Annotated in this window: 16 protein-coding genes; 6 read left to right on the top strand and 10 right to left on the bottom strand. The window is 74.3% G+C overall.

Going from position 1 to position 24,920, the window contains the following annotated elements:
• Window positions 1–73: 73 nt before the first annotated feature.
• On the top strand, window positions 74–1,135 hold the full coding sequence (locus tag ACZ5GP_RS19545; RefSeq protein WP_468752031.1) for a hypothetical protein: 1,062 nt from the start codon (window positions 74–76) through the stop codon (window positions 1,133–1,135).
• Window positions 1,136–1,172: 37 nt separating this feature from the next.
• Here the strand turns inward: ACZ5GP_RS19545 and ACZ5GP_RS19540 are convergent, their stop codons facing one another.
• Complete coding sequence (locus tag ACZ5GP_RS19540; protein WP_468752030.1) at window positions 1,173–2,981, bottom strand: TIGR03767 family metallophosphoesterase; 1,809 nt, start codon at window positions 2,979–2,981, stop codon at window positions 1,173–1,175.
• A gap of 246 nt (window positions 2,982–3,227) precedes the next feature.
• Window positions 3,228–3,704 (bottom strand): NUDIX hydrolase, encoded by a 477-nt coding sequence (locus ACZ5GP_RS19535; protein WP_468752029.1) that lies wholly within the window; start codon window positions 3,702–3,704, stop codon window positions 3,228–3,230.
• A gap of 353 nt (window positions 3,705–4,057) precedes the next feature.
• On the opposite strand from ACZ5GP_RS19535, the gene ACZ5GP_RS19530 reads away from it, so the two are divergent.
• Entirely contained in the window at window positions 4,058–7,366 is a 3,309-nt protein-coding gene (locus ACZ5GP_RS19530; RefSeq protein WP_468752028.1) for a S8 family serine peptidase, read from the top strand.
• Window positions 7,367–7,650: 284 nt separating this feature from the next.
• On the top strand, window positions 7,651–8,667 hold the full coding sequence (locus ACZ5GP_RS19525) for an aspartate-semialdehyde dehydrogenase (RefSeq protein ID WP_468752027.1): 1,017 nt from the start codon (window positions 7,651–7,653) through the stop codon (window positions 8,665–8,667).
• 26 nt (window positions 8,668–8,693) lie between these two features.
• Here the strand turns inward: ACZ5GP_RS19525 and ACZ5GP_RS19520 are convergent, their stop codons facing one another.
• Window positions 8,694–9,896 (bottom strand): MFS transporter, encoded by a 1,203-nt coding sequence (locus tag ACZ5GP_RS19520; RefSeq protein ID WP_468752026.1) that lies wholly within the window; start codon window positions 9,894–9,896, stop codon window positions 8,694–8,696.
• Between the two features lie 112 nt (window positions 9,897–10,008).
• On the opposite strand from ACZ5GP_RS19520, the gene ACZ5GP_RS19515 reads away from it, so the two are divergent.
• The gene (locus ACZ5GP_RS19515) at window positions 10,009–10,887 is read left to right on the top strand and encodes a LysR family transcriptional regulator (protein ID WP_468752025.1); all 879 of its coding nucleotides are present in this window, start codon (window positions 10,009–10,011) and stop codon (window positions 10,885–10,887) included.
• 26 nt (window positions 10,888–10,913) lie between these two features.
• On the opposite strand, the gene ACZ5GP_RS19510 is transcribed toward ACZ5GP_RS19515, so the two are convergent.
• Entirely contained in the window at window positions 10,914–11,456 is a 543-nt protein-coding gene (locus ACZ5GP_RS19510; protein WP_468752024.1) for a DUF1203 domain-containing protein, read from the bottom strand.
• A gap of 169 nt (window positions 11,457–11,625) precedes the next feature.
• A complete protein-coding gene (locus ACZ5GP_RS19505) occupies window positions 11,626–12,873 on the bottom strand; it encodes a flavin-dependent oxidoreductase (protein ID WP_468752023.1) in 1,248 nt (415 codons plus the stop codon).
• Window positions 12,874–13,156: 283 nt separating this feature from the next.
• On the opposite strand from ACZ5GP_RS19505, the gene pepN reads away from it, so the two are divergent.
• Entirely contained in the window at window positions 13,157–15,730 is a 2,574-nt protein-coding gene (gene pepN / locus ACZ5GP_RS19500; RefSeq protein WP_468752022.1) for an aminopeptidase N, read from the top strand.
• Between the two features lie 618 nt (window positions 15,731–16,348).
• Here the strand turns inward: pepN and ACZ5GP_RS19495 are convergent.
• From ACZ5GP_RS19495 to ACZ5GP_RS19475, 5 genes are all read right to left on the bottom strand, one after another.
• Complete coding sequence (locus tag ACZ5GP_RS19495; RefSeq protein ID WP_468752021.1) at window positions 16,349–17,266, bottom strand: LysR family transcriptional regulator; 918 nt, start codon at window positions 17,264–17,266, stop codon at window positions 16,349–16,351.
• Between the two features lie 50 nt (window positions 17,267–17,316).
• Window positions 17,317–18,288, bottom strand: coding sequence for a DMT family transporter (locus ACZ5GP_RS19490; RefSeq protein ID WP_468752020.1), 972 nt, complete (start codon window positions 18,286–18,288; stop codon window positions 17,317–17,319).
• Between the two features lie 273 nt (window positions 18,289–18,561).
• The gene (locus ACZ5GP_RS19485; protein WP_468752019.1) at window positions 18,562–18,801 is read right to left on the bottom strand and encodes a hypothetical protein; all 240 of its coding nucleotides are present in this window, start codon (window positions 18,799–18,801) and stop codon (window positions 18,562–18,564) included.
• Between the two features lie 20 nt (window positions 18,802–18,821).
• Window positions 18,822–21,005 carry a 4-alpha-glucanotransferase gene (malQ, locus tag ACZ5GP_RS19480; protein ID WP_468752018.1) on the bottom strand — a complete coding sequence of 728 codons (2,184 nt, stop codon included), beginning with the start codon at window positions 21,003–21,005 and terminating at the stop codon, window positions 18,822–18,824.
• Window positions 21,005–21,304 (bottom strand): hypothetical protein, encoded by a 300-nt coding sequence (locus ACZ5GP_RS19475; protein WP_468752017.1) that lies wholly within the window; start codon window positions 21,302–21,304, stop codon window positions 21,005–21,007. Before ACZ5GP_RS19475 ends, malQ begins: the two co-directional genes overlap by 1 nt.
• Before the next feature lie 636 nt (window positions 21,305–21,940).
• Here ACZ5GP_RS19475 and ACZ5GP_RS19470 point away from each other — a divergent pair.
• The gene (locus ACZ5GP_RS19470; protein WP_468752016.1) at window positions 21,941–24,919 is read left to right on the top strand and encodes a beta-N-acetylglucosaminidase domain-containing protein; all 2,979 of its coding nucleotides are present in this window, start codon (window positions 21,941–21,943) and stop codon (window positions 24,917–24,919) included.
• Window position 24,920: the final 1 nt, after the last annotated feature.

Raw genomic sequence — 24,920 nt, 5'->3', positions numbered from 1 at the left:
GGGCCTGTCCCGCTTTGTCGACGGCCTTGTAACAGCGGTTAGCGCACCGCACGGCCGAGGGAACGACCCCGGCATGAACCAGAACACCCCGCTGTCCCCGCTCCCGCTCCCCCTGCCGCACCTCCCCCACACCCACCCCCGCGTCCTCAGCACCGCCCAGCTCCGCGCACACGGCGTCTCCGCCGCCGACACCGGCGCCCGGTGCCGCCCGGGCGGCCCCTGGCAGCAGCTCCTGCCGGGCGTGTGCCTGCTGCACCCCGGCCCGCCGACCAGCGAGGAGCGGCTGCACGGCGCCCTGCTGTACGCGGGGCGCCCGCCCGCCCGCGAGGCCCCCGCCGTGCCCGCCCAGCCCGGCGCGGGCAATGCGCACGCCCCGTACGCCGACGCGATGATCACGGGCCTTGCGGCGCTCACCCTGCACCGCTTCTCGGCCGTTCCGCCGCTGCCGTCACTGGAGCGCGTCGACGTCCTGGTGCCCCGCACCCGTCGGCTGCGCTCCGTCGGGTTCGTCCGGCTGGTGCGCGGCGCCGCGCTGCCGACGCCGCAGCAGATCACGGGGGTCCCGGTGGCCCCGGTGCCGCGCGCCCTCGCCGACGCGGTGGCGCAGCTCACCGACGCCGGTTCGGTGCGCCGGCTGCTCACCGAAGCGGTGCGCGGCGGCCACTGCGAGCCGGCGGCCGTCGTCGCAGAGCTGCGCGCCGCCCGGCTGCTGGCGCTGCCGCACGTCGTGGACGCCGCGGACTCGCTGCTCGCCGAGGGGCGGGCCATCGCGGAGGACCGGCTGTACCGGATGGTCGCGGAGCACGGCCTGCCCGATCCGCTGTGGAACGTCGAGCTGCGGCTGCCCGGCGGTCCGCACCTCGGCGGCGTCGACGCCTACTGGCCGGAGCAGGCCGTCGCGGTGGAGCTGGACGCCCGGCCGCCCCGGCAGGGCCTGCGTCAGGACGACGAGACCCTGTGGTCCGCATACGCCCGCAAGCGCGAGCATTTGGAGCGGCTCGGCATCACCGTCGTACACCTCACCCCCAAGAAGCTGCGGGACGCGGCGGAGCAGCAGGCGACCGTCGTGCGCACCGCGCTGATGGCGTCGGACGACCGGGAGCCGGCGGCGTATGTCGTGGCGCTGCCCCGCTAGTGGCCGGCCGGCCCCGCCCGCGCGGTTCCGGGCCGGCTCAGCGCTTCTTCAGGACCAGCTCCGTGTTCCGGTCCCCCGCCTCGCCGCCCAGCGCGGGCTTCGCGCCCGGCGCGTTGAAGGACAGTTCGCGGTAGAGCGCGGCGAGGCCGGTCTGGGAGAGGTCGGTGAAGTCGGTGCGGTGCGGGGCGGCGGATTCGATGAGGGTGGTGAACAGGGAGAGGGTGCCGTCGTGGTTGTCGGTGACCTCCACGACCCGCGCGAGCTGCGGGAAGTCGATGTGCGAGGCGGTGGAGACCTCCCAGAACGCGCCGTGCGGGGTGCGGTGCGGGGTGATCGCGTTCTTGTGGCTGTGGCCGTTGACCCAGGCGAGCACCGAACGGTGGCGGCCGAGCAGCGCGCGGATCTCCTCGCCGCCGTGCCGGGCCTCGCCGGGCCGTGCCGGGTCATGGCGGAGGTTGCGCATGGTCCTGCTGGTGTGGTGGCTGAAGACGACGACGTACGAGGGTCCGCCCTGGCGCCGCTCGGCGGCGGCCAGCTCGCGTTCCAGCCAGCGCAGTTGAGCGGTGCCGAGGGAACCTTCGTAGTGGCCGGCGGGGTCGGTGCTGTCGAGGCTGATGCCCAGCACGTCGTCGCTGATGCGGAAGGAGTAGTACTGGGTGCCCGAGGCGAGGTTCTCCCGCGTGTAGCCGTGACCGACGGGGCCCGGGCCCGTGTGGGCGGGGTCGAGGTGCGCGCGGACGTACTCGGCGGGGGTGAAGGGCGCCCGTGACGCGTCCGGCGTGATGGACCGCATGCGCCGCGCCTCGCTCCTCAACAGCTCCTTGAAGTGGACGCCCTTGGGGTCGCGCCCCTTCTTCACGGCCTGCCACAGGGCGGCGCCCCGCGTCTCGTCCAGGGACATCAGTTTCCTGCCGCCGACGGCGAACTCGGTGAGGTAGGGGTCATGAGGCGCCCAGCAGCCGCCGGGCAGCGCGTCGTGGTTGCCGACCGTGGAGTACCAGGGCAGGCCGAGGCCGGGGCTGTTGACCTCGCGGACGGCGGCGTCGAGGAAGCCGGGCAGGCGCGGGAAGCCGAGCGCCTTGTCGGCGTCGCGCAGGGCGCCGTCCGGATGCCAGTACAGCTTGAGGCCGCTGTCCTGCACGCCTTCGTAGCGGCGCGGGTCCCCGGTGTTGGGGGTGATGCGGCCGCCGCTCATCACCTTGAGGTACCAGTCGAGTTCGGCGCGGGAGTTGTTGTCGGTGTTGTCGCCGGTCGTCACCACGCAGTGCAGGGGGGCGCCGGTGGCGGGGGCGCCGCGCAGGGCGTTGACGCGCTCGACCAGGGAGACCGCGCCGGCCACCGAGAGGGACTCGTGGGGCCGCCAGGCACTGGCCGTCCGGGCGCGCAGGTACTCGTAGCGCAGGGGGTGTTGGACGTCCACGAGGTGCAGGTCGGTGAATTGCACGAAGGCGGCGAGCGGGGTGCGCCGGTTCTCGCGCCCCGCCTTCGCCGCCGCGAGGTCGCCGCGCACCACCCGCGGCCAGCCGGGCCCGTCACCGAGCCTGCGGTAGCCGGACGTGCCGCGCGGGGCGGCGGCGGTGAGCAGGGTGGTGCCGGCCTTGTAGGGCGCGAGGGGCGCGGCGGAGGCCTGCCGGGAGCGGGGCACGGTGACCCGCCCGGCGGGTGCGGCGTTGCCGGAGCCCGCGCCGGGGCCCAGCGCGTGGCCGATGCCGGCGGCGAGCGTGACCGCTCCGGTGGCGGCGAGAAGGGCACGGCGGTCGAGGCGCCCGACGGCGCCGGCCGTGGCCGAGGCGAGACCCGCGGCGGCCGTGGCGGTTGCGGTGGCGACAGAGCGTGTGCGCGGCATGGCGCGGTCTCCCCGAGTGCGAACGCGTCGGCAGTGGTCGCGGGCGCCGGGGCCGGGTCGGCCCGCGAACTTCCCGCTCATACCGGATCGTTGGCATCGGCGGTGACCTGTGCGTGAACGCGGGCGCAACGGCCGACGCAGATCACCGTACGTGGATCACCGGGCACCCTGCGCGGTCACCCACCTCTTTCCGGGGAGAGAGGAGGCGCTCACTCCCCGTTCACCTTCCGGGGAAGGCAAGGCCCGTCAAGGGCTCACCGGCCCGGGGTCGGCGGCGCGGGCGATGTGCCCGTCGGCGGGGCGGGTGCGCCACATCTCCAGGCCGATGTCGACGAGTCCGACGCGGTCGAGGTCCGGCACGGCCTCCAGGGGGTGCCAGGCCGCGAGGTCCGTGGAGCCGTCGGTCTCGTGGCGCAGCTCGCCGCCGGTGATCCGCCCCTCGTACAGGAGCCGCAGCCCGTGGAAGTCGGCGACGGCGCCGAGCCTGCGCGGGTAGCGGCGGCGCAGGGAGTCCACGCCGAGGAGCGTGACCGGTTCGACCACGTACCCCGTCTCCTCGTCGGCCTCGCGGATCACCGTGTCGTACGGGTCCTCGCCGTGGTCCATGCCGCCTCCGGGCAGCGTCCAGCGTTTGCTGCCGTCGCCCGCCACCCAGCGGGCGAGCAGCACTTGTCCGTCGCGTACGCATACGGCGTAGGCCGCCACCCTGAGTTCCTTGTGCACAGACCGACGCTAGTGCCCCGGGCCCGGATTGGCAGGGGGGTACTCCGGGCCGGACCAGCTCCAGGGGCTCGCGGCGGGGGTCTCGACGGCCTCCCGCCACTGGGCGCGGTCGCCCGAGGTCCAGGACGCCTGCCGAGAGCCCCGGACGAGAAGCGGCCGGAAAAGTTCCGGCGCAAGTCCGCCTATACGCCGCCTTGTCCTCGATGGCGTATGGCGGAATTACGCCATGCCCTGATCACGGCTCGGACAACTCTCCCCAAACGGCGGCCCTTACGTAAGGCTGAGCGGTCATCCGGTCCCGAATTCCGGACCGAATCGAAAACCCTCCTCCCGACTTACGTACAGGGATGCCGATGCCCAGATCCAGTTCCAGCGCGAGACCCGCGGTCACCGGACGCGCGGCCCGCCTCGCGATAGCCGTCGGCCTGACCGCCGCGCTCTGCGCCACCGGGATACCCGCGGCCCTCGCGGCCACCGGTGACACCCCCGCGGACCCGACCGACGTCCCGAGGTCCGCGGCCGGCAAGCTCGGCGCCGCCGACGCCGACCTGCTCGCCGAGGCCAAGGCGGACGGCGACAAGACCGTCACGATGATGGTCGCCACCGCGCCCGGCGCCACCGAGCAGGTCGCCGACCGGCTCGACGCCGTCAAGGGCGGCTCGGTCGGCCGCACCTACGACAAGCTCGGTTACGTCCGCGCGACCGTGCCGACCGGCAGGGCCGACGCCGCGATCAAGTCCGCCGCCGCCCTGTCGTCCGTGCACGCCATCGACCTGCGGCACGAGATAGAACTGGACGACCCGACGCCCGCCGCCGACCGCGCCAAGGGCGCGAAGTCCGCAGCGCGGGGCACGTACCCGGGTCCGGGCAAGGACACCCCGGCGAAGAACCCGTACAACCCGTCCGCCGAGACGGGCGCCGTCGACTTCGTGAAGAAGCACCCGAAGGCCGACGGCCGCGGCATCACCATCGGCGTCCTCGACTCCGGCATCGACCTCGGCCACCCGGCACTGCGGAAGACCACCACCGGCGAGCGCAAGATCACCGACTGGGTGACCGCGACCGACCCGATCGTGGACGCGGACGGCACCTGGCGCCGCATGACCAACCCCGTCACCGGCCCGGTCTTCACCTGGGACGGCGAGACGTGGAAAGCCCCCGCGGGCTCCTTCCAGGTCAACCGCTTCCGCGAGGCGGCCACCGTCGGCGGCGACGCGAACGGCGACATCAACCGCGACGGCGACACCACCGACAGCTGGGGCGTCCTGTACGACCCGGCGGCCGGCACCGTCCGCGTCGACCTGGACGACGACAACGACTTCACCGACGACGAGACGATGAAGCCGTACAAGGAGGACCACCAGGTCGCCTACTTCGGCAAGGACGACCCGGCGACCGACGTGGCCGAGCGCGTCCCCTTCGTCGTCGAGATCCGCAAGGACGTCCCCACCGACCCCTACGGCGGCGACTGGGTCGGCAAGAAGGCCGACTTCGTCAACATCGGCGTCATCGAGTCCGAGCACGGCACGCACGTCGCAGGCATCACCGCGGCCAACGGCCTGTTCGGCGGCAAGATGAACGGCGCCGCTCCCGGCGCCAAGCTGGTCTCCTCGCGCGCCTGCACCTGGAGCGGCGGCTGCACCAACGTCGCCCTGACCGAGGGCATGATCGACCTCGTCACCGAGCGCGGCGTCGACATCGTCAACATGTCGATCGGCGGCCTGCCCGCCCTCAACGACGGCAACAACGCGCGCGCCGAGCTGTACACGCGCCTCATCGACACCTACGGCGTGCAGCTGGTGATCTCCGCCGGCAACTCCGGCCCCGGCGCCAACACCATCGGCGACCCGGGCCTGGCCGACAAGGTCATCTCGGTCGGCGCCGCCATCTCCAAGGAGACGTGGGCCGCCAACTACGGCTCCGCCGTGGAGAAGAAGTACGCGATGATGAACTTCTCCTCGCGCGGCCCGCGCGAGGACGGCGGCTTCACGCCGGTCATCTCGGCGCCCGGCTCGGCCATCAACACCACGCAGACCTGGCTGCCGGGCTCCCCGGTCGCCGAGGCCGGCTACAAGCTCCCGGCCGGCTACTCCATGCTCCAGGGCACCTCGATGGCCTCCCCGCAGGCCGCCGGCGCCTCGGCGCTGCTGCTCTCCGCCGCCAAGCGCGAGAAGATCGACCTGACCCCGGCCAAGCTGCGCACCGCGCTCACCTCCACCGCCGACCGCATCCGCGGCGAGCAGGCGTACGCCCAGGGCAGCGGCCTGATCAACGTGGTCGACGCCTGGAACGCCGTCGAGGACGGCGCCAAGGCGCACACGTACACGGTGCAGGCCCCGGTCGACACCGCCCTGGAGCAGGAGCTGAAGAAGCCCGGCACCGGCATCTACGACCGTGAGGGCGGCCTGAAGGCCGGCCAGAAGCGCACGTACGACGTCACGATCACCCGCACCTCGGGCCCGGACCGCGCACTGCGCCACGAGCTGGACCTGGTCAACAACCACGAGGGCACCTTCGAGCTGCTCGGCGACGACGACGTGTCGCTGCCGCTGAACAAGCCGGTCACCGTCAAGGTCCGCGCGAAGGCCAAGTCGGCCGGTCTGCACAGCGCCATCCTCACCGTCGACGACGAGCGCACCGAGGGCGTCGACCGGCAGATCATGTCGACGGTCGTCGTCTCGACGCCGCTCGCCGAGCCGTCGTACACGTACAAGGCGGCCGGCACGGTGCAGCGCAACAGCACCACGTCGTACTTCGTCACCGTCCCCAAGGGCGTCAAGACCCTGGAGGTCGCCCTCGGCGGCCTGAAGGGCAAGAGCCAGACGCGGTTCCTCGCCGTGCACCCCTACGGTGTCCCGGTCGACTCGACGTCGTCGCTCGTCTGCTACCCGAACTACGAGAACCCGGCCAACACCTGCCGCCCCGACCTGCGCTCCTACCCGGAGCCGCAGGCCGGTGTCTGGGAGATCGAGGTCGAGTCGCGCCGCACCTCGCCGCTGCTCGACAACCCCTACGAGCTGAAGGTCTCCGCGCTCGGCGTCGACTTCGACCCGGCCGTGCAGACGCTCCCCGAGGCCAAGGTCGGCACCCCGGCGCCGGTCACCTGGAAGGCCACGAACCGCTTCGCGGCCATCGACGGCAAGCTCAAGGGCGGCTCGCTCGGCTCCTCCAAGTCGGCGCGGCCCACGATCGCCCAGGGCGCCACGCAGACCAGCACGGTCGTCGTGCCCGAGGGCGCCGAGCGGCTCGACGTCGTCATCGGCTCGCCCGCGGACATCGCCGCCGACCTGGACCTGAGCGTCAAGAAGGACGGCAAGGTCGTCGGTTCGTCCGCGGAGGGCGACTCCGAGGAGTCCGTGAGCCTCGCGAAGCCCGCCGCCGGCACGTACACGATCGAGGTCGTGGGCTACTCGGTGCCGACCGGCTCGACCGCCTACGACTACCGAGACGTGTTCTTCTCCGACGCGCTCGGCAAGGTCACGGTCGACGAGGCCAAGACCGTGCAGCTCGGCACCGGTGCCTCCGCGCAGGTCGAGGCCAAGGTCGAGGCGAAGGCCCCGGCCGCCGAGGGCCGTGAGCTGTTCGGCGAGGTGTCCCTGCTGAACGCCGGCGGTACGGTCGCCGGCGACGGCAGCGTGAAGATCGAGAAGGTCACGCCGTAACGGTGACCTGAAGTGCCGGGACGGTGTCCCGGTCGGAGGAAACAGCGCCGGGTGGGCTCGTACGAGTCCGCCCGGCGTTTTCCGTCGGCCGGGCCCCGGAGTGCGGCGTCCCGGCGTGCGGCGTCCCGGAGCATGGCCCCCCGGAATGTGGCGTCCCGGAGTGTGGCGTCCCGCACCTCGGACAATGGATTGGACAAGCCGGGCCCGGACAGACGCATGATGGAGCCACCCCCCACAGACCGGCCGAGTTCACGAGGCCGCACGCACATACGGAGGAAGTCCCTGTGAAGGTCGGAATCGTCGGAGCCACCGGTCAGGTCGGCAAGGTCATGCGCAAGATCCTCGTGGAGCGCGGGTTCCCCGTCGACGAGCTGCGCCTGTTCGCCTCGGCCCGCAGCGCCGGCACGGTCGTGGACGGCGTGACCGTCGAGGACGCCTCCACCGCCGACTACACCGGCCTGGACATCGTGCTGTTCTCCGCCGGCGGCGCCACCTCCAAGGCCCTCGCCGAGAAGGTCGCCTCGCAGGGCGCCGTCGTGATCGACAACTCCTCCGCCTGGCGCATGGACCCCGAGGTCCCCCTCGTCGTCTCCGAGGTCAACCCGCACGCGGTGGCGAACCGCCCCAAGGGCATCATCGCCAACCCGAACTGCACGACGATGGCCGCCATGCCCGTCCTCAAGCCGCTGCACGCCGAGGCGGGCCTCGAAGCGCTGGTCGTCGCCACCTACCAGGCGGTGTCCGGCTCCGGTCTCGCCGGGGTGGACGAGCTGTTCGAGCAGATCAAGAAGGTCGGCGAGGACGCCCCGAAGCTCACGCACGACGGCTCGGCGGTCGACTTCCCCGAGCCGGACAAGTACGTCGCGCCCATCGCGTACAACGTCCTGCCGATGGCGGGCTCCATCGTCGACGACGGTCTGAACGAGACCGACGAGGAGCAGAAGCTGCGCAACGAATCCCGCAAGATCCTGGAGATCCCGGAGCTGAAGGTCTCCGGCACGTGCGTGCGCGTGCCCGTCTTCACGGGCCACTCCCTCCAGGTCAACGCCCGCTTCGCCCGTCCGCTGAGCCCCGAGCGCGCCACCGAGCTGCTCTCGCAGGCCGAGGGCGTCGTCGTCACCGACGTGCCGACGCCGCTGGTCGCCGCCGGCAAGGACGACTCGTTCGTGGGCCGCGTCCGCAAGGACGAGACCGTCGAGAACGGCCTCGCGTTCTTCATCTCCGACGACAACCTCCGCAAGGGCGCGGCGCTGAACGCCGTGCAGATCGCGGAGCTGGTCGCGGCCGAGCTCAAGGGCTGATCCGGCCCCCGGCCCGGCAGGGGCGGTCACCCTTCGCGGGTGGCCGCCCCTTTCGCGCACGCCACGGCCACCAGCGCGAGCCCGGCCAGGCCGCCGCCCAGCCACAGCACGTCACCGGCCCCGCGGCTGTCCGCGACCCGGCCGCCGGCGAACGCGCCGAGCGCGATCGCCATGTTGAACACCCCGGCGAAGAGCGCGGAGGCCGCCTCGCGGGCGTGCGGGGCCGCCGCCATCACCCAGTTCTGGGCCGAGACCGACACCCCGCCGTACGCCAGGCCCCACGCCACCAGCAGCGCCGCCGACGCGGCGGGCGAGCCGCCCGCGGGGACGAGCAGGAGCACCACCGCGCCGAGGCCCGCGCAGACGGCGAGCAGCGCCCTGCGCGGGTCGCGGGCCGCGACGGCGCCGGCCGCGAAGGTGCCGACGACGCCGGCCGTCCCGTAGCCGAGGAGCAGCCCGCTGATCGAGCCCGCGCCGATGCCCGGCACCCGCTCCAGGACGGGCCGTACGTAGGTGTACGCGGCGAAGTGGCCGGTGACCAGGAGCGTCACGGCGAGCAGTCCGGCCCGCAGCGGCCCGCGGCGCAGCAGCCGCGCGAAGGCGCCGAGCCGGACGCCCGCGTCGGCGGGCAGCGGCGGCAGGACCGCGGCGAGCAGCGCGGTGACGGCCAGGGCGAGCGCGGCGAGGGCCGCGAAGCCCCAGCGCCAGCCGGCCAGTTCACCGAGGAGCGTGCCCGCGGGGACGCCGAGCACGGACGCCACGGCGATCCCGCTGAAGATCACCGCGGTGGCCCGCCCGGCGGCCGCCTCCTCGCGCACCAGCCTGACGCCGAGCCCCGCCGCGACGGCCCACACGCCGCCGATGCAGACGCCCACCAGGACGCGCGCGGCGAGCAGGACCCCGAAGCCCGGGGCGAGCGCGGAGAGGAGGTTGGCGCCGGCGAGCAGCGCCATCAGCGCGCACAGCACCGCCCGCCGGTCCGCGCGCCGCACGGCGACGGGCAGCAGCAGGGCGGCGAGCGCCGCGACGAGGCCGGGCAGGGTGACGGTGAGGCCGGCGGTGCCGTCCGAGACGCCGAGCCCCGCGCCGACGGAGGTGAGGAGGCCGACGGGGAGCATCTCCGTGGTGACGACGGAGAAGGTGGCGGTGGCGACGGCGAGGACGGCGAGGAACCCGGCCGACCGGGGCGACGCGCCGCCGCGCGCGGGGATTCGAGTGCTCTGGAACATGGCATCCACCCTGTGGCGCGGCGGGGCGGGGAACAACGCCGACGACCTCATCCTTGTATGAGCCAGACTCATCGATCCTGGGCGAGTGCGGGGCACACAGGGGGGCGCGGACGTGAACGGGCTGGAAATCCGGGAGCTCGAATGCTTCCTCGTGCTCGCCGAGGAGCTGCACTTCGGGCGGACCGGCGAGCGGCTGTACGTCTCGCAGAGCCGCGTCAGCCAGCTGCTCGCCGCCCTGGAGCGCAGGATCGGCGCCCGGCTCGTGGAGCGCACGAGCCGCCGGGTCGGTCTGACCCCGCTCGGCGAGCGGTTCCTCGCCGAACTGCGTCCCTCCTACGACGAGTTGACCGCGTCCGTCGAACGGGCGAGGGTGGCGGCGCGGGGCGTCGAGGGCACGCTGCGGATCGGCTTCCAGGGGACGGCGGACGCCCGCCTGACGGGGGCGATCACCGGCTTCCAGGAACGGCACCCCGGCTGCGTGACGGAGATCGTGGAGATCCCCTTCGCCGACCCGTTCGGGGCGGTGCGCCGCGGTGAGGTGGACGCGGCGATCGTCCTGCTGCCGGTCGCCGAACCCGATCTGGTCCTCGGCCCGGTCCTCGCCGGTGAGCGGCAGACCGTCGCCGTCTCGGTGCGGCACGCGTTCGCGGGGCGGGACGTGCTGAGCGCGGCGGAGCTGAAGGACACCCCGCTGATCGTGGCGGCGGCGCCGGCGCCCGCGTACTGGCGCACGGCGCACGCCCCCTCGGACGTCCCCGCGCCCGAGGTCCGCACGCTCCAGGAAGGGTTGACGCTCGTGGCGGCGGACCGGGGCGCGATGCTGCTGTGCCGTCCCACGGCGGAGTACCACGGCCGCAGGGACGTCGCCTTCGTGCCGGTCGAGGGCCTGCCGGACTCGGTGCTCGGGATGGTGTGGCACCGGGACGGGGAGACGGGCCGGGTCAGGGAGTTCGCGCGGACGCTGGCGGAGGCGGCGGGGCCGCCGGCGTGAACCGGCGAGGTCTTGCCGCCCCGGCGTCAGACCTCCGCACGTCCCGTGCCGCCGCCCGCCCCGTGCTCCTCTCTGCGCACCTCGAAGTGGAAGCAGCCGTACTCCACGGCGCGTACGTGCACCAGGGCGACCTCCGGGTCGGCGAAGGCCTCCTCGAACGCGGCGTCGAACCCCCGCGTCCCCTCCTCGGGGATCTCCAGCAGCCGTCCGCCCACGATGTGGCCCCGCGCGCTGTACCGGCGGACCGTCCGCAGGGCCCCGACCCGGGAGAACGGGTACTCCGTACGCTCCCGGGCGGGCCCCTCGCAGGGCTCGGCGTGGAGGAAGACGGGCCCCTGCTCGTCGTAGGCCCCGGGGTCCACCCCACGCCCGGCGGCCCAGCGCCGCAACGGCGCGTACGACACGAGCGCGACGCGCTCGCCGGGGGCGACCGGCCGCAGACAGCACCGCAACGGATCGCCGCCCTCCGGGTCGACGTACGACACGCAGGGCCGCCCGGCGTCGTCGACGACCCGCAGCTCCGCGAGGGCGTCCGGGGGAATGGGCAGCGGGGTGTAGGTGGTGGTCATGGGTCGAGCGTGACGCGGGGGGAGGGTCACCGGCTGGCGGAATCCGGACGTCGCGTTGAGGGCCGATGTATCAGCCCGTCCGGCGTTTGAGGACGAACCCGGCGAAGCCGGTGATCCACCGAGCCGAACAGGGCCGAGCAGGACCGTACAGGCTCAAGCACCGCACCGCTCAAGGCCAGGGGCCGGCCCCCGTCGTGGTGCGGTACGCCGCCCCCAGTGCCGCCAGCTCCTCCGGGGTCAGCACGTCCTCCACCCGCTCGAAGCCGTCCGGCGCCCGCTCCGCGACCGTCTGCAGGACCCGGTCCACCGGCATGTCGCGGTGGGCGAGGACGATCGCGTTGACGGCGTCCGTGCGCACCTCCTCGTAGGCCCGCAGCCCCGCCTCCCGGTCCGGCGAGGCGTACGCGAGGCAGCGGGCGAGGACGCGGGCGTCGAGGATCGCCTGCGAGCCGCCGTTGGAGCCCACCGGGTACATGGGGTGCGCCGCGTCCCCGAGCAGCGTGACGGGCCCGCGGCCCCAGCGGGCCAGCGGATCCCTGTCCACCATGGGGTACTCCAGGATGTGCCGGGTCGCGGCGAGCAGCGCGGGCACGTCGAGGTCGCCGATGCGCCACCCCGCGTAGTGCGGCAGGACGTCCGAGAGCCGCCCCGAGCGGTTCCAGTCGGCGGGCCCCGCCATCGCGTGCCGGTGCGCCCGCGGGAACCGCACCTCCGCCACCCAGTTGAGCAGCGCCGCGCCCCGCTCCTGGGCCGGCCGCGAGATCGGGTAGACGACGAGTTTGGCGGCGGCGTTGCAGCCCGCCACCACGACGGTCCGCCCGCCGAGCACCGGGTGCCACTCGACGACGCCGCGCCACATCCGGATGCCGTTCCACAAGGGTGGCCCCTCGCCCGGGTGCAGCATGGCCCGTACGGTCGAGTGCAGGCCGTCCGCCCCGACGAGAACCCGCGCCCGCACCGCGTGCTCCCGGCCGCGCGCCACGTCCCGCAGGATGACCCGCAGCGCGGGGCCCTCGCGTTCGGCGAGGCGGGCGAAGGCGGTGCCGGTGCGCACCGCCCCTTCGCCGAGCCGTTCGCGCACCGCGGTGAGCAGGAGGTGGTGCAGGGCGCCGCGATGGAGGGAGTACTGCGGCCACGGCCGGCCGTGCGCGGGGCCGCGCGGCTCGCCCCAGATGCGGTTGCCGTGCCGGTCGAAGTGGACCAGGGCCCTGGGCGCCACCGCGGTGGCGGCGAGCGCGTCGCCGAGGCCCAGGTCGGTCAGCTCGCGCACGGCGTGCGGCAGCAGGTTGATGCCCACACCGGCCGGGCGCAGTTCGTCGGCGGCGTCCACCACGCGTACGCCGATGCCCTCCGCGTGCAGGCTGAGCGCGGCGGTGAGCCCGCCGATGCCCGCGCCCGCCACCAGTACGTCGATCATGGCCGACGCGCGGCCGGTCCCGCACGGCCCGGCCCCTCCCTGCCCAGCATGTCCCACATCCCCCTGTGGTCCGGCGATCCCGGCGGCCGCGGGCCGTGGTCGGCGGCCTGTCCGGGCCGGGCCGGTCGCGCGGAGCGTAGCGGCACGGCGGCGGTAGAACAATGGGCCGCGCGGACGTGCGAACGCGCATGGAAGGATGGCCGGAAACACCACAAGTGGCACCCCCCGAATGACCTGACCCATCGTCTGAACGACCACTCGTCGTACCCGAGGAGATGACCGCGTGCCCGGCACCAATCTGACCCGCGAAGAGGCGCAGCAGCGGGCGAAGCTGCTGACCGTTGACTCGTACGAGATCGAGCTGGATCTCTCCGGAGCGCAGGAGGGCGGCACCTTCCGGTCCGTGACCACGGTGCGCTTCGACTCCGCCGAGGCGGGCGCGGAGACCTTCATCGACCTGGTGGCCCCCGCGGTCCACGAGGCCGTCCTGAACGGGCACGCGCTGGACGTGGCCGCGGTGTTCCGCGACTCGCGCATCGCGCTGAAGCACCTGGCGGCGGGCCCCAACGAGCTGCGGGTCGTCGCCGACTGCGACTACACCAACACCGGCGAGGGCCTGCACCGCTTCGTCGACCCCGTCGACCAGCAGGCCTACCTCTACACGCAGTTCGAGGTGCCGGACGCGCGGCGCGTCTTCGCGAGCTTCGAGCAGCCGGACCTGAAGGCGACGTTCCGGTTCACCGTGAAGGCGCCGAGCGGCTGGACGGTCATCTCCAACTCGCCGACGCCCGAGCCCAAGGACGACATCTGGAGCTTCGAGCCGACGCCGCGCATCTCCTCGTACATCACGGCCCTGATCGTCGGCCCGTACCACTCGGTGCACTCCTCCTACGAGGGCCGGGACGGCCAGTCGGTGCCGCTCGGCATCTACTGCCGGCCCTCGCTCGCCGAATTCCTCGACGCGGACGCGATCTTCGAGGTGACGCGGCAGGGCTTCGACTGGTTCCAGGAGAAGTTCGACTTCGCGTACCCGTTCGCCAAGTACGACCAGCTCTTCGTGCCGGAGTTCAACGCGGGCGCGATGGAGAACGCGGGCGCGGTCACCATCCGCGACCAGTACGTGTTCCGTTCGAAGGTGACGGACGCGGCGTACGAGGTGCGCGCCGAGACCATCCTCCACGAGCTGGCCCACATGTGGTTCGGCGACCTGGTGACCATGGAGTGGTGGAACGACCTCTGGCTCAACGAGTCGTTCGCGACCTACACGTCCATCGCCTGCCAGGCGTACGCGGAGGGCTCGCGCTGGCCGCACTCGTGGACGACGTTCGCCAACTCCATGAAGACGTGGGCGTACCGCCAGGACCAGCTGCCGTCCACGCACCCGATCATGGCGGACATCCGCGACCTGGACGACGTGCTGGTCAACTTCGACGGCATCACGTACGCCAAGGGCGCGAGCGTCCTCAAGCAGCTCGTCGCGTACGTCGGCATGGACGAGTTCTTCCAGGGCGTGCAGGCGTACTTCAAGCGGCACGCGTTCGGCAACACGCGCCTGTCCGACCTGCTCGGCGCGTTGGAGGAGACCAGCGGGCGCGACCTGAAGACGTGGTCGAAGAAGTGGCTGGAGACGGCCGGCATCAACGTGCTGCGCCCGGTCGTGGACGTCGACACGCGGGGCGTCATCACGTCCTTCGCCGTCAAGCAGGAGGCGCCGGCGCTGCCCGCCGGGGCGAAGGGCGAGCCGACCCTGCGCCCGCACCGGATCGCGATCGGCCTCTACGACCTGGACGAGGCGTCCGGCAAGCTGGTCCGCACCGACCGCGTGGAACTGGACGTCGACGGTGAACTGACGGCGGTCGACGCGCTGGTGGGCAAGCACCGCCCGGCGGTCATCCTGCTCAACGACGACGACCTCTCCTACGCGAAGGTCCGCCTGGACGCCGAGTCCCTGGCGTTCGTCACCGAGCACATCGGCGACTTCGAGGCGTCGCTGCCGCGCGCCCTGTGCTGGGCCTCCGCCTGGGACATGACGCGCGACGCGGAACTCCCGACGCGGGACTACCTCTCCCTGGTCCTCTCCGGCATCGGCAAGGAGTCCGACATCGGCGTCGTGCAGTCGCTGCACCGCCAGGTGAAGCTGGCGCTCGACCTGTACGCGGCGCCGGCCCGCCGCGAGGAGGCGCTGACCCGCTGGACCGAGGCGACCCTGACGCACCTGCGCGCGGCCGAGCCGGGCAGCGACCACCAGCTGGCGTGGGCGCGGGCCTTCGCGGCGACCGCCCGCACGGACGCCGAACTCTCGCTCCTGGAGCGGCTGCTCGACGGCACGGAGTCCCTGGACGGCCTGGCCGTGGACACGGAACTGCGCTGGGCGTTCGTGGGGCGGCTCGCGGCGACCGGCCGCCTCGACGAGGCGGGGATCGGGGCGGAACTGGAGCGCGACAAGACCGCCGCGGGCGAGCGGCACGCGGCGTCCGCGCGGGCGGCCCTGCCGACGCCCGAGGCCAAGGCCGCGGCGTGGGCCTCCGTCGTGGAGTCCGACTCCCTGCCCAACGCCATCCAGGAAGCGGTGATCGGCGGCTTCGTCCAGACCGACCAGCGCGAACTCCTCGCCCCCTACGCGGAGAAGTTCTTCGGCGCGGTCAAGGAGGCGTGGGACTCCCGCTCCCACGAGATGGCCCAGCAGATCGCCGTCGGCCTCTACCCCTCACTCCAGGTCTCCCGCGCCACCCTGGACGCCACGGACGCCTGGCTCACCACGGCGAACCCCTCGGCGGCCCTGCGCCGCCTGATCACGGAGTCCCGGGCGGGGGTGGAGCGGGCGCTTCGGGCACGGGACGCCGACGGGGCCCTCTGACCGGGCGGGGGACCTGCCGGCCTGCCGCTCGGGCCGGCGGGGGTCCCCCTGACGGGGCGTGGGTGACTGGGGTCTGCCTGGCGGGTGGACGGTGTTCGGGTGTCCGGGGGGGGGGTGCTCATCGGCTTCGGCTGCGGGCCGCTCACCCGGATCCGCCGCTTCGCGGCGGTCCCTCTCCCACCCACCCACCCGTTACCCCGCATCACCGGGCACCGCACCGGCCGACCAGCTGAGGCGCCGCCCCGCACAGGCCACACGCCCACCTCTCGACGCCGAGCCACGGGTGGGCGGGTGGGAAATGTCCGCGCGCAGCGCGGGACAGGGCACAGGCACACCGGCCCGCAGAGGCCACACGCCCACCTTTCGAGGCGGCTCTGCGGGCGGGTGGGTGGCAGACGTCCGCGCGCAGCGCGGGACAGGGCACAGGCACACCGGCCCGCAGAGGCCACACGCCCACCTCTCGACGCCGAGCCACGGGTGGGCGGGTGGGAGACGTCCGCGCGCAGCGCGGGACAGGGGGGCACTGCCGCGAGGGGCTCCCCCTCGGCGCCGAGCCGCGAGGCAGGCGGCGGTACGGCCACCCCGGAAGCGCCGAGCCCCCCGCAGGGGCCGGCTCCCTCACCCCAGGGCAAACCGCCCAGGCACCACCGCACGCAACGCACACAGGACCCGAGAGACGGCCGCCCCACCGGCGGCCCCCCTCCGCACCGCGGCCACCACATGCCGCCGAGGCCGGTCCACCGCGAGCTCCCGCATGACGACCCCGTCCCGCCGCACCGCCGCCATCCGCGGGACCAGCGCCACGCCCATCCCCGCCTCCACCATTGCGAGGATCGCCGTCCAGCCGGACGCCGAATGCGCCTGTTCCGGGGTGAAACCGGCGCCTTCGCACGCCGCTCGGGTGATCTCCGACCAGGGGCCGCTGCCGCCGAAGATCCACGGTTCCGTGGCCAGGTCCGCCAGCCGTAGGCCGGCGGCGGCCGCCAGCGGGTGGTCGCCGGGCAGGGCCAGGTCCAGGGGGTCGGCGACGAGGGACTCGCGGGTGAAGCGGGGGTCCGCGTCGGGTGAGGCCGGTGCCTGTACCGCGAGGGACAGGGCCACGTCGACCTCGCCGGCGGCGAGAAGCTCGTACGCCTCCGCGGCCTCGGTCTCCCGTACCCGTACGGAGATGCCGGGCGCCGCCACCCGCAGCGCCCGCACCGCCGGTACGACGAGCGCGGGCACGGCGGTGGAGAAGGCCCCGACCCGCACCTCCCCCGCCTCGCCCTGCGCGTACGCGGCCAACTCGGCGTCGGCCTGCTCCAGTTGGGCGAAGACCGCCTCGGCGTGCCGCAGTACGAGGTGGGCCGCGTCGGTGAGCCGTACGCGGCGGCCGTGGGCCTCCAGGAGCGGTACGCCGAGCTGTTTGGCGAGGTTGGACAGCTGCTGGGACACCGCCGACGGCGTCATCCGCAGCACCCGCGCCGCCGCCGTGACGGTGCCCCGCTCACTCAACGTCCGCAGGATCTGCAGTTTCTTGATGTCCCACTCGCTCATGGGGCCAACGTACCGACCGGCCGGAACACCCGCTCCCACGGGCCGCTCCCCTACCTCGCGCGGGCCGCGCCGAGCACGACCCCGCCGAGGATCAGCCCCATGCACAGCACCTGGAGCCACCCCATCGCCTCGCCGAGGAGCGCGAAGGAGAGCAGGGCCACGCAGACCGGCTGGAGGTAGTAGACGACGCCCGCGCGGGCCGCCCCGATGAGGGAGATGGCCTTGTTCCAGGCGAAGAAGGCGACCGCCGACGACACCACGCCGACGTACAGCAGCGGGGCGACCGTGCCGGCGGCCGGCTCGAAGCCGCCCTGCACGGCGTAGCTGACGGCGTACGCGGGCAGCAGCATCAGCGCGCCGAGGACGAACGTCGCGAAGAGGAAGGGCAGTTGGCCGATCTCGGCGGGCTTGCGCTTGAGCAGGGCGCTGTAGGAACCGAAGGAGAGCGCGGCCGCGATGATCCACAGGTCGCCGGCCGTGAGGCCCATGGCGAGGGAGCCGCCGCCGACCAGGAGCAGCACGCCGGCGCAGGCGACGAGCATGCCCGTCACGCGGCGCGCGCCGAGCCGGGCGCCGCCGATCCGCTCGTACACGGCCATGAGGACGGGCGAGGCGGCCATGATCATGCCCATGTTGCCGGCGCCGGTCGTCATGGCCGCCTGGTTCACCAGGGTGTTGTAGACGGTGACGCCCAGCAGGGCGGCGAGGAGCAGGAACCGCAGGTGCCGGCGGAGCAGGTTCCGCTGTCGCCAGGTCTGCCCGGCCGCGAAGGGCGCGACGGCGGCGATCGCGATGAGCCAGCGCCAGAAGGCGTGCTGGACGGGTGGGACGAGGTCGTGCAGGGCGCGGGAGGTGACGAAGCTGCCCGACCAGACGACCGTGGCGAGCGCCGCGAGGGCGAGCCCGACCCCGAGGGGGCGCGTGCCGTCCGACCGGGCCTTCGGCCCGCCGTCCGCCGCGGCGGGAGCGATCGCTTCGGGGGTGGGCGCGGATGGTGCGGGGGTCCGGTCGAGGACGGCCACGGGGTATCCCTCTGCCTCTCTCCCCGGCGTCGCGGGGCGTCTCGGTCAGGTTCGGCCCCACCGTCGCACCCGTCGACTCATCACGTCCATCGAAACTTTTCGGGATTTCCTTTAAGGTGAAGTGAACGATTGCGCTTCTGAAGGCATGTCAAAGGCCCGGGTCAGCGCCGCGTCATCCGCACGCGTACGTACGTACGTCCCGCGTACGCAGGTACGCGGGACGGCGCTGAACCGGGCCCTCGGCCTGGCCTGTCTGGTGGAAGGGCGGGGGTGTCAGACCCGCTTCTGCTGCTTGCGGGACTTGTCGCCGACCATCACGAGGCCCGCGATGACCAGGAACAGCACCAGGGGCGCCGCGACGTAGAGGCCGAGCGTTTCGACGACGCTCAGGCGGGGGGCCGGGTCGTCGCCGTCGTCGCGCGTGAGCGCGAGCGCGGGGGACGACATGAGCAGCATCATCAGCGTCGTGCCGGAGGCCAGGGCGCCGGCGCGCAGAGCGTTCTTCTTGTCCACGGTGCAAACGTAGCGAACTCCTAAACGGGGTGCGCGCCCGGGGGTGCCGTACGGAACGTGTCGCTCTCCTGCCCGGGCCCCCGGAAGAGCGCCATCAGGGCGTGCAGGCGCGGGGAGGCGGCGAGGTCCTCCAGGGTGACGGGGCGTCCGGTCGCGTCGGCGATCGGCAGCCGCCAGTTGGGGTACTGGTCCCAGGTGCCCGGCAGGTTCTGCGGCCGGCGGTCGCCGACGGCGTCGGGCAGCCAGACGCCGAGCATGCGGGCCGGCGTGGCGAGCAGGAAACGGTGCAACGCGCGGACCTCGTCCTCCTCGCTGCCCATGCCGCCGGGCAGCATGCCGAGCCGGGAGAGCAGGCCCAGCCACTCGCGCACGTCGGCGGCGGCCTCGGACTCCTCCTCGGCCAGGGGGCGGGTCAGCAGGCCGAGGTCGTGGCGGAGCCGCACGTGCTCGCCGGTGAGGCGGGCGGCGGTCGGCGGCAGGTCATGCGTGGTGACGGTGGCCACGCAGTCGGCGCGCCACTCGGCGGCGGGCAGCGGGCGGCCCGTGCCCGCCCAGTCCCGCTCGAACCACAGCACCGACGTGCCGAGCACGCCGTGTTCGCGCAGCGTCTCGCGCACGCCGGGTTCGACGGTGCCGAGGTCCTCGCCGATGACGAGGGCGTCCGCGCGGTGCGCCTCCAGGGCGAGGACGGCGAGCATCGCCTCGGCGTCGTAATGGACGTAGGTGCCCTCGGTGGGGTCGCGGCCCTCGGGGACCCACCAGAGGCGGAACAGCCCCATGACGTGGTCGATGCGCAGGGCGCCCGCGTGCCGGAGCAGTCCGCGCACGAGGTCGCGGTAGGGGGCGTAACCGGACGCGGCGAGCCGGTCCGGGCGCCAGGGCGGCAGGCCCCAGTCCTGGCCACGGGCGTTGAACGCGTCCGGCGGGGCCCCGACGCTCATGTGCGGCGCGAAGTGGTCCTGCTGGGCCCACGCGTCGGCGCCCGCGGGGTGCACGCCGACGGCGAGATCGTGCACCAGGCCGATGCCCATGCCCGCCTCGCGGGCGGAGCGCTGGGCGGTGGCCAGTTGGTCCTCGGACAGCCAGGCGAGGCGGCAGTGGAAGTCGACGCGGGCCATCAGCTCGCGCCGTGCGCGGGCGCTCTCCGGCGAGGACGGGTCGCGCAGGGGGGCGGGCCACGCGTGCCAGTCGGGGCCGTGGATCTCGGCCAGGGCACACCAGGTCGCGTGGTCCTCCAGGGCGGAGCCCTGTTCGGCGAGGAAGGCGCTGTAGGCGGCGCGGCGGCCGGGGCCGAGGGGTACCTCGTGGAGCAGTTCGAGCGCTTCGCCCTTGAGGGCCCAGACCGCGTCCCGGTCGATCAACTCGCCGTCGCGCAGGACTCCTTCGCGCAGCCGGTCCGCCTCGCGGCGCAGCGCTTCGACGCGGTCGCGGGCGTCGTCCGGCAGATGGGCGAACTCGGGGACGGCCTCGATCCGCAGGTGCACGGGGTCGGGGAAGCGGCGGGAGGAGGGGCGGTACGGGGAGGGGTCGCTGCCGGGGCCGCCGGGAGGGTTCGGCACGGCGGCGTGCAGCGGGTTCACCTGGACGAAGCCGGCGGCCAGGTCGCGGCCGGACCAGGCGGTCAGCTCGGCCAGGTCGCCGAGGTCGCCCATGCCCCAGGAGCGGTGGGACAGCAGGGAGTACAGCTGGACGAGGAGGCCGTGGGCGCGGGCGGCCGGGGTCTTGATCCGGCGGGGGGCGGCGATGAGGTGGGCCCTCGCGGTTCGGCCGTCCGGGGTGCGTACGAGGAGCGTGTGCGCGCCCGGCGGTGGCGTGGGCCCGGGTCCCGGCTCGGTCTTCCCGCCGCTCCCAGGAACGGCAGGGGCAGACGGAGCCTGTGGGGTCTGCGGGGTCTGCCACTCGTAGGTGGCGCCGGATTCCAGTTCCACCCGTACCCGCGTCCCCCGCGGCAGGCCCGCGAGGGGCGGGGCGGTGGGGAGGGGGGCGTCCGTCCAGGCGACGACCGTCGGGGGCAGCAGGCGTTCGGCCAGGTGGGCCTCGCGCGCGGCGAGGGCGGCGCGGATCGCCTCGGGGGTGCTCGCGTCGACGTCCAGCGCGGCGAGGGCCGCGACGACGGCGGCCTCGGAGGCCGGGACGGTGCGCCCCGGGGCCGGGGAGTAGGAGGTGGCGACCCCGTACGCGGCCGCCAGCCGGGAAAGGGTCATCAGACCCCCATGGAGTCCAGGCCGGCGGCCATGCCGGTGGCGGTGGGCTCGCTGGTGAGCGGCGCGGCGTCGGCGAGGGGCGGTTCACTCGTCAGGGGCGCGGCGTCGGCGAGCGGGGGTTCGCTGGTCAGGGGCGGTTCCAGGCAGCCGCAGGAGCAGGAGCCGTCGAGGCCCGAGTCGGGGCCGGAGACCTGGAGCGGGGCGGGTCGCGAGACCTGGAGGGGGACGGGGCCGGGCCGACGGACGGCGGGCACCTGTTTGGAGAGGGCGGAGAGGAGAAGATTGGCGGATGCGGCCACGTGGGGGCTCCTTGTCAGGGGGCGGGTCACGGCAGCCCTACCCACTGCGCCGGGCCGCAGACCTCTAGCGTGCACCAACGTGACCCTGGTCACAATCGGTTCGCCCGAACGCAAGTTGTCCCTCCGGGCCCTGCTCGCCCCGCAAGAACAGGCCTCCGGGCTCCCCCACCCCGGGAAGACGTCCAGCACCCCGACGCCCCACGGCCCCCGCCTCGCCGAGCCCCGAACCCGAACCCGGCCCCGGGCCCCGAACCCGGCCCCGGGCCCGCGCAGGTGCCGGGACAGGCGTCCGTAGAGGCGGCCACGCAGGCGCCGGGACAGGCGTCTACGCAGGTGCCGGGGAGGCGTTCGCACAGGCGTCCGAGCAGGCACCCGCCCGGGTGTCGACACAGGCGCCGGCCAGACGCTCGTACAGACGTCCACGCAGACCCTCGTACAGACCCCCGCCCAGCCACCCGCACAAGCGTCCCCGCAGACACCCGTACAGGCGCCCCGCCCCCCGCATCCACGCAGGTTCCGCGAAGAATCACCCCGCTCTTCCCCTCTGCCGTTGACACCCCCGCCACCTCAGTGATGGGCTCATTGCCGTACGTCACATCAGGGGCCCCACCGGTCCCGCCCAGAACAGGAGAGTGCGTGCAGGTGCGGCGCAGGAAGGGCGCGGTCGTCGTCGCGGTCGCCGTCGTCGCGAGTGTGCTCGGCGGTGCGCCCTGCGCCCTCGCGGACCCGGTGCCGCCCGCCGCGCCCAGCGGCGCGGCTGCGGGCGGCGACGGCGGCAGCGGGGACGGGGCGGGGGCCGAGCAGCCGTCCGTCTGGCCCCGCCCCCACGTGATGAGCCCCCGCAAGGGCGCCGTCACCGTAGGAGACGACGTCGCCCTGGTGACCGCGGACAGCGGCGAGGACGCCGATCCGTACGCCCTGGACGCCCTGCGCGACCTCCTGCGGGACGCCGGCGCCCGCCGCGTCACCGAGGTGCGCGACGGCGACCCGCTGCCGGCCGGTGGGACCCTCGTCGTCCGCGCCGGAGGCCCCGCCGCGGACCGCGCCCTGCGCGCCCTCGGCGCGGGCGACCGAGGCGACCTGCCATTGGGCGGCTACCGCCTGGCCGTCGGCCGCGTCGACGGCCGGAACACCGTCGCCCTCGCGGGAGCCGGCGAGGACGGCCTCTTCCACGCCGCGCAGTCCCTGCGCCAGCTCACCGGCGGCGGCAAAGGGGCCCGCACCCTGCCGGGCGTCGTGATCCGCGACTGGCCGGGCACCGCCGTGCGGGGCCTGACCGAGGGGTTCTACGGCACCCCCTGGACGCGCGCCCAGCGGCTGGCCCAGCTCGACTTCATGGGCCGCACCAAGCAGAACCGCTACCTCTACGCCCCCGGCGACGACCTCTACCGCCAGGCCCGCTGGCGCGAGCCCTACCCGGCCGACCAGCGCGCCGACTTCCGGTCCCTCGCGGCGCGCGCGAGGGCCAACCACGTGACGCTCGCCTGGGCCGTCTCCCCCGGCCAGGCGATGTGCATGTCCTCCGACAAGGACATCAAGGACCTCAACCGCAAGATCGACGCGATGTGGGCGCTGGGCGTGCGCGCCGTCCAGCTCCAGTTCCAGGACGTCAGCTACAGCGAGTGGCACTGCGAGCGGGACGCCGGGACGTTCGGCACGGGCCCGAAGGCCGCCGCGAAGGCGCAGGCCCGGGTGGCCGACGCGGTCGCCGCGCACCTGGCCGCCCGCCACCCGGGGGCCGATCCGCTCTCCGTGATGCCGACCGAGTACTTCCAGGACGGCACGACCGCCTACCGCGCGGCCCTCTCGGCCGGCCTGGACCGCCGGACCGAGGTGGCCTGGACGGGTGTGGGCGTGGTCCCCAAGACCATCACCGGCCGCGAACTCGCGGGCGCGCACGCGGCGTTCGGCCCGCACCCGCTGGTGACGATGGACAACTACCCCGTCAACGACTTCGCGCAGGACCGCGTCTTCCTCGGCCCCTACACCGGCCGCCAGCCCGCCGTCGCCACCGGCTCGGCCGCCCTCCTCGGCAACGCCATGGAGCAGCCCGCCGCCTCCCGCATTCCGCTCTTCACGGCCGCCGACTACGCCTGGAACCCGCGCAACTACCGCCCGCACGCGTCGTGGCTCGCCGCGATCGACGACCTGGCGGGCGGCGACGCGTCGGCGCGGAGCGCGCTGCGGGCCCTCGCGGGCAACGACGCCTCGTCCGTGCTCGGCGCCCGCGAGTCGGCGTACCTACGGCCCCTGATCGACGGCCTGTGGCGCGCCCGCGCGAGAGCGGACCGGGCCGCGGTCGACCGGGCCGCGCGGCGGCTGCGGGAGGCGTTCGGTGTGATGCGCCAGGCGCCGCGGCGGCTGGCCGGCACCGCGCTCGCCGGCGAGGTGCGCCCCTGGATCGACCAGCTCGGCCGGTACGGCGAGGCCGGTGAGGCCGCCGTCGACATGCTGCGCGCCCAGTCGCTCGGCGACGGCGCCGCCGCCTGGCGCTCGGCCCGCGAACTGGCGGCACTGCGCAAGGAGCTGCGGGCGAGCGCCGCCACCGTCGGCGAGGGCGTCCTCGACCCGTTCCTAGCGCGGGCCCACAAGGCGTACGCGGCGTGGGCGGGGACCGACTCCGGGCGGGCCCCGGACGGCACGCGGGCCCGCTTCGGCCGCACCCGCACGCTCACGGCGGTCACCGTCCTCACCGACCCCGGCGCGAAGGGCGACGTCGAGGTGCGGGAGCCCGGCGGGGGCTGGCGGCGCGTGGGCGCCCTGACGCGCAGCGGCTTCACGGAGCTGCGCCTCGGCGGGAAGGCGCGCGGGAGCGCCGAGAAGGGCCTGCGCGCCGACGCCGTCCGGGTCACCGGGGCCGAGGCCGAGGAGACGGTCCGCCACCTCGTCCCCTGGTACGCCGACTCCCCCGCCCTCTCCTTCACCCCGGCCCGCCCCGAGACCGACGCGGAGATCGGCGGCGCGCCGCGGCGGGTCACGGCCACGCTGCGCTCGCTGCGCCCCGGTGACCTGCGCGGGCGGCTGCGGGTGACGGCGCCGGACGGGATCGAGGTGCGGGTGCCGGGGTCGACGACTCTGCCGCGCGGCACGGACGTCGAGGTGCCGCTCGACATCACCGTCCGCGCGGGCACGCGTTCGGGGACGTACGAGATCCCCGTCGTGTTCGGCGGCGAGCGGCGCACGCTGTCCGTCCGCGCCTGTCCGCGCACGGCGGGCCCGGATCTGGTGCGCGGCGCGAAGGCCTCGTCGTCGGGCGACGAGACGAAGGACTTCCCGGCGTCGGCCGCCGCCGACGGCGATCCGTCGACGCGCTGGTCCTCGCCGGCGGAGGACGACGCGTGGTGGCAGGTGGAGTTCGCGGAGCCGGTCCGGCTGGGCCGGGTCGTGCTGCGCTGGCAGGACGCGCACGCCGCCCGGTACCGGGTGCAGACGTCGGCCGACGGCAGGACGTGGCACACGGCGGCGACCGTGCGGGACGGCGGGGGCGGGCGCGAGGTGGTCCGCCTGGACGCGCCCGGGACGCGCCACCTGCGCATCCAGGGCGACAAGCGGGCCACGCGCTTCGGCTACTCCCTCTGGTCGGTGGAGGCGTACGCGGTCGCCGTCGGGCGGTGAC

The sequence above is a fragment of the Streptomyces sp. NPDC031466 genome (assembly GCF_055581265.1).
Note: the sequence above shows the minus strand (reverse complement) of the source record. Positions and strands in the feature narration are given on the sequence as shown.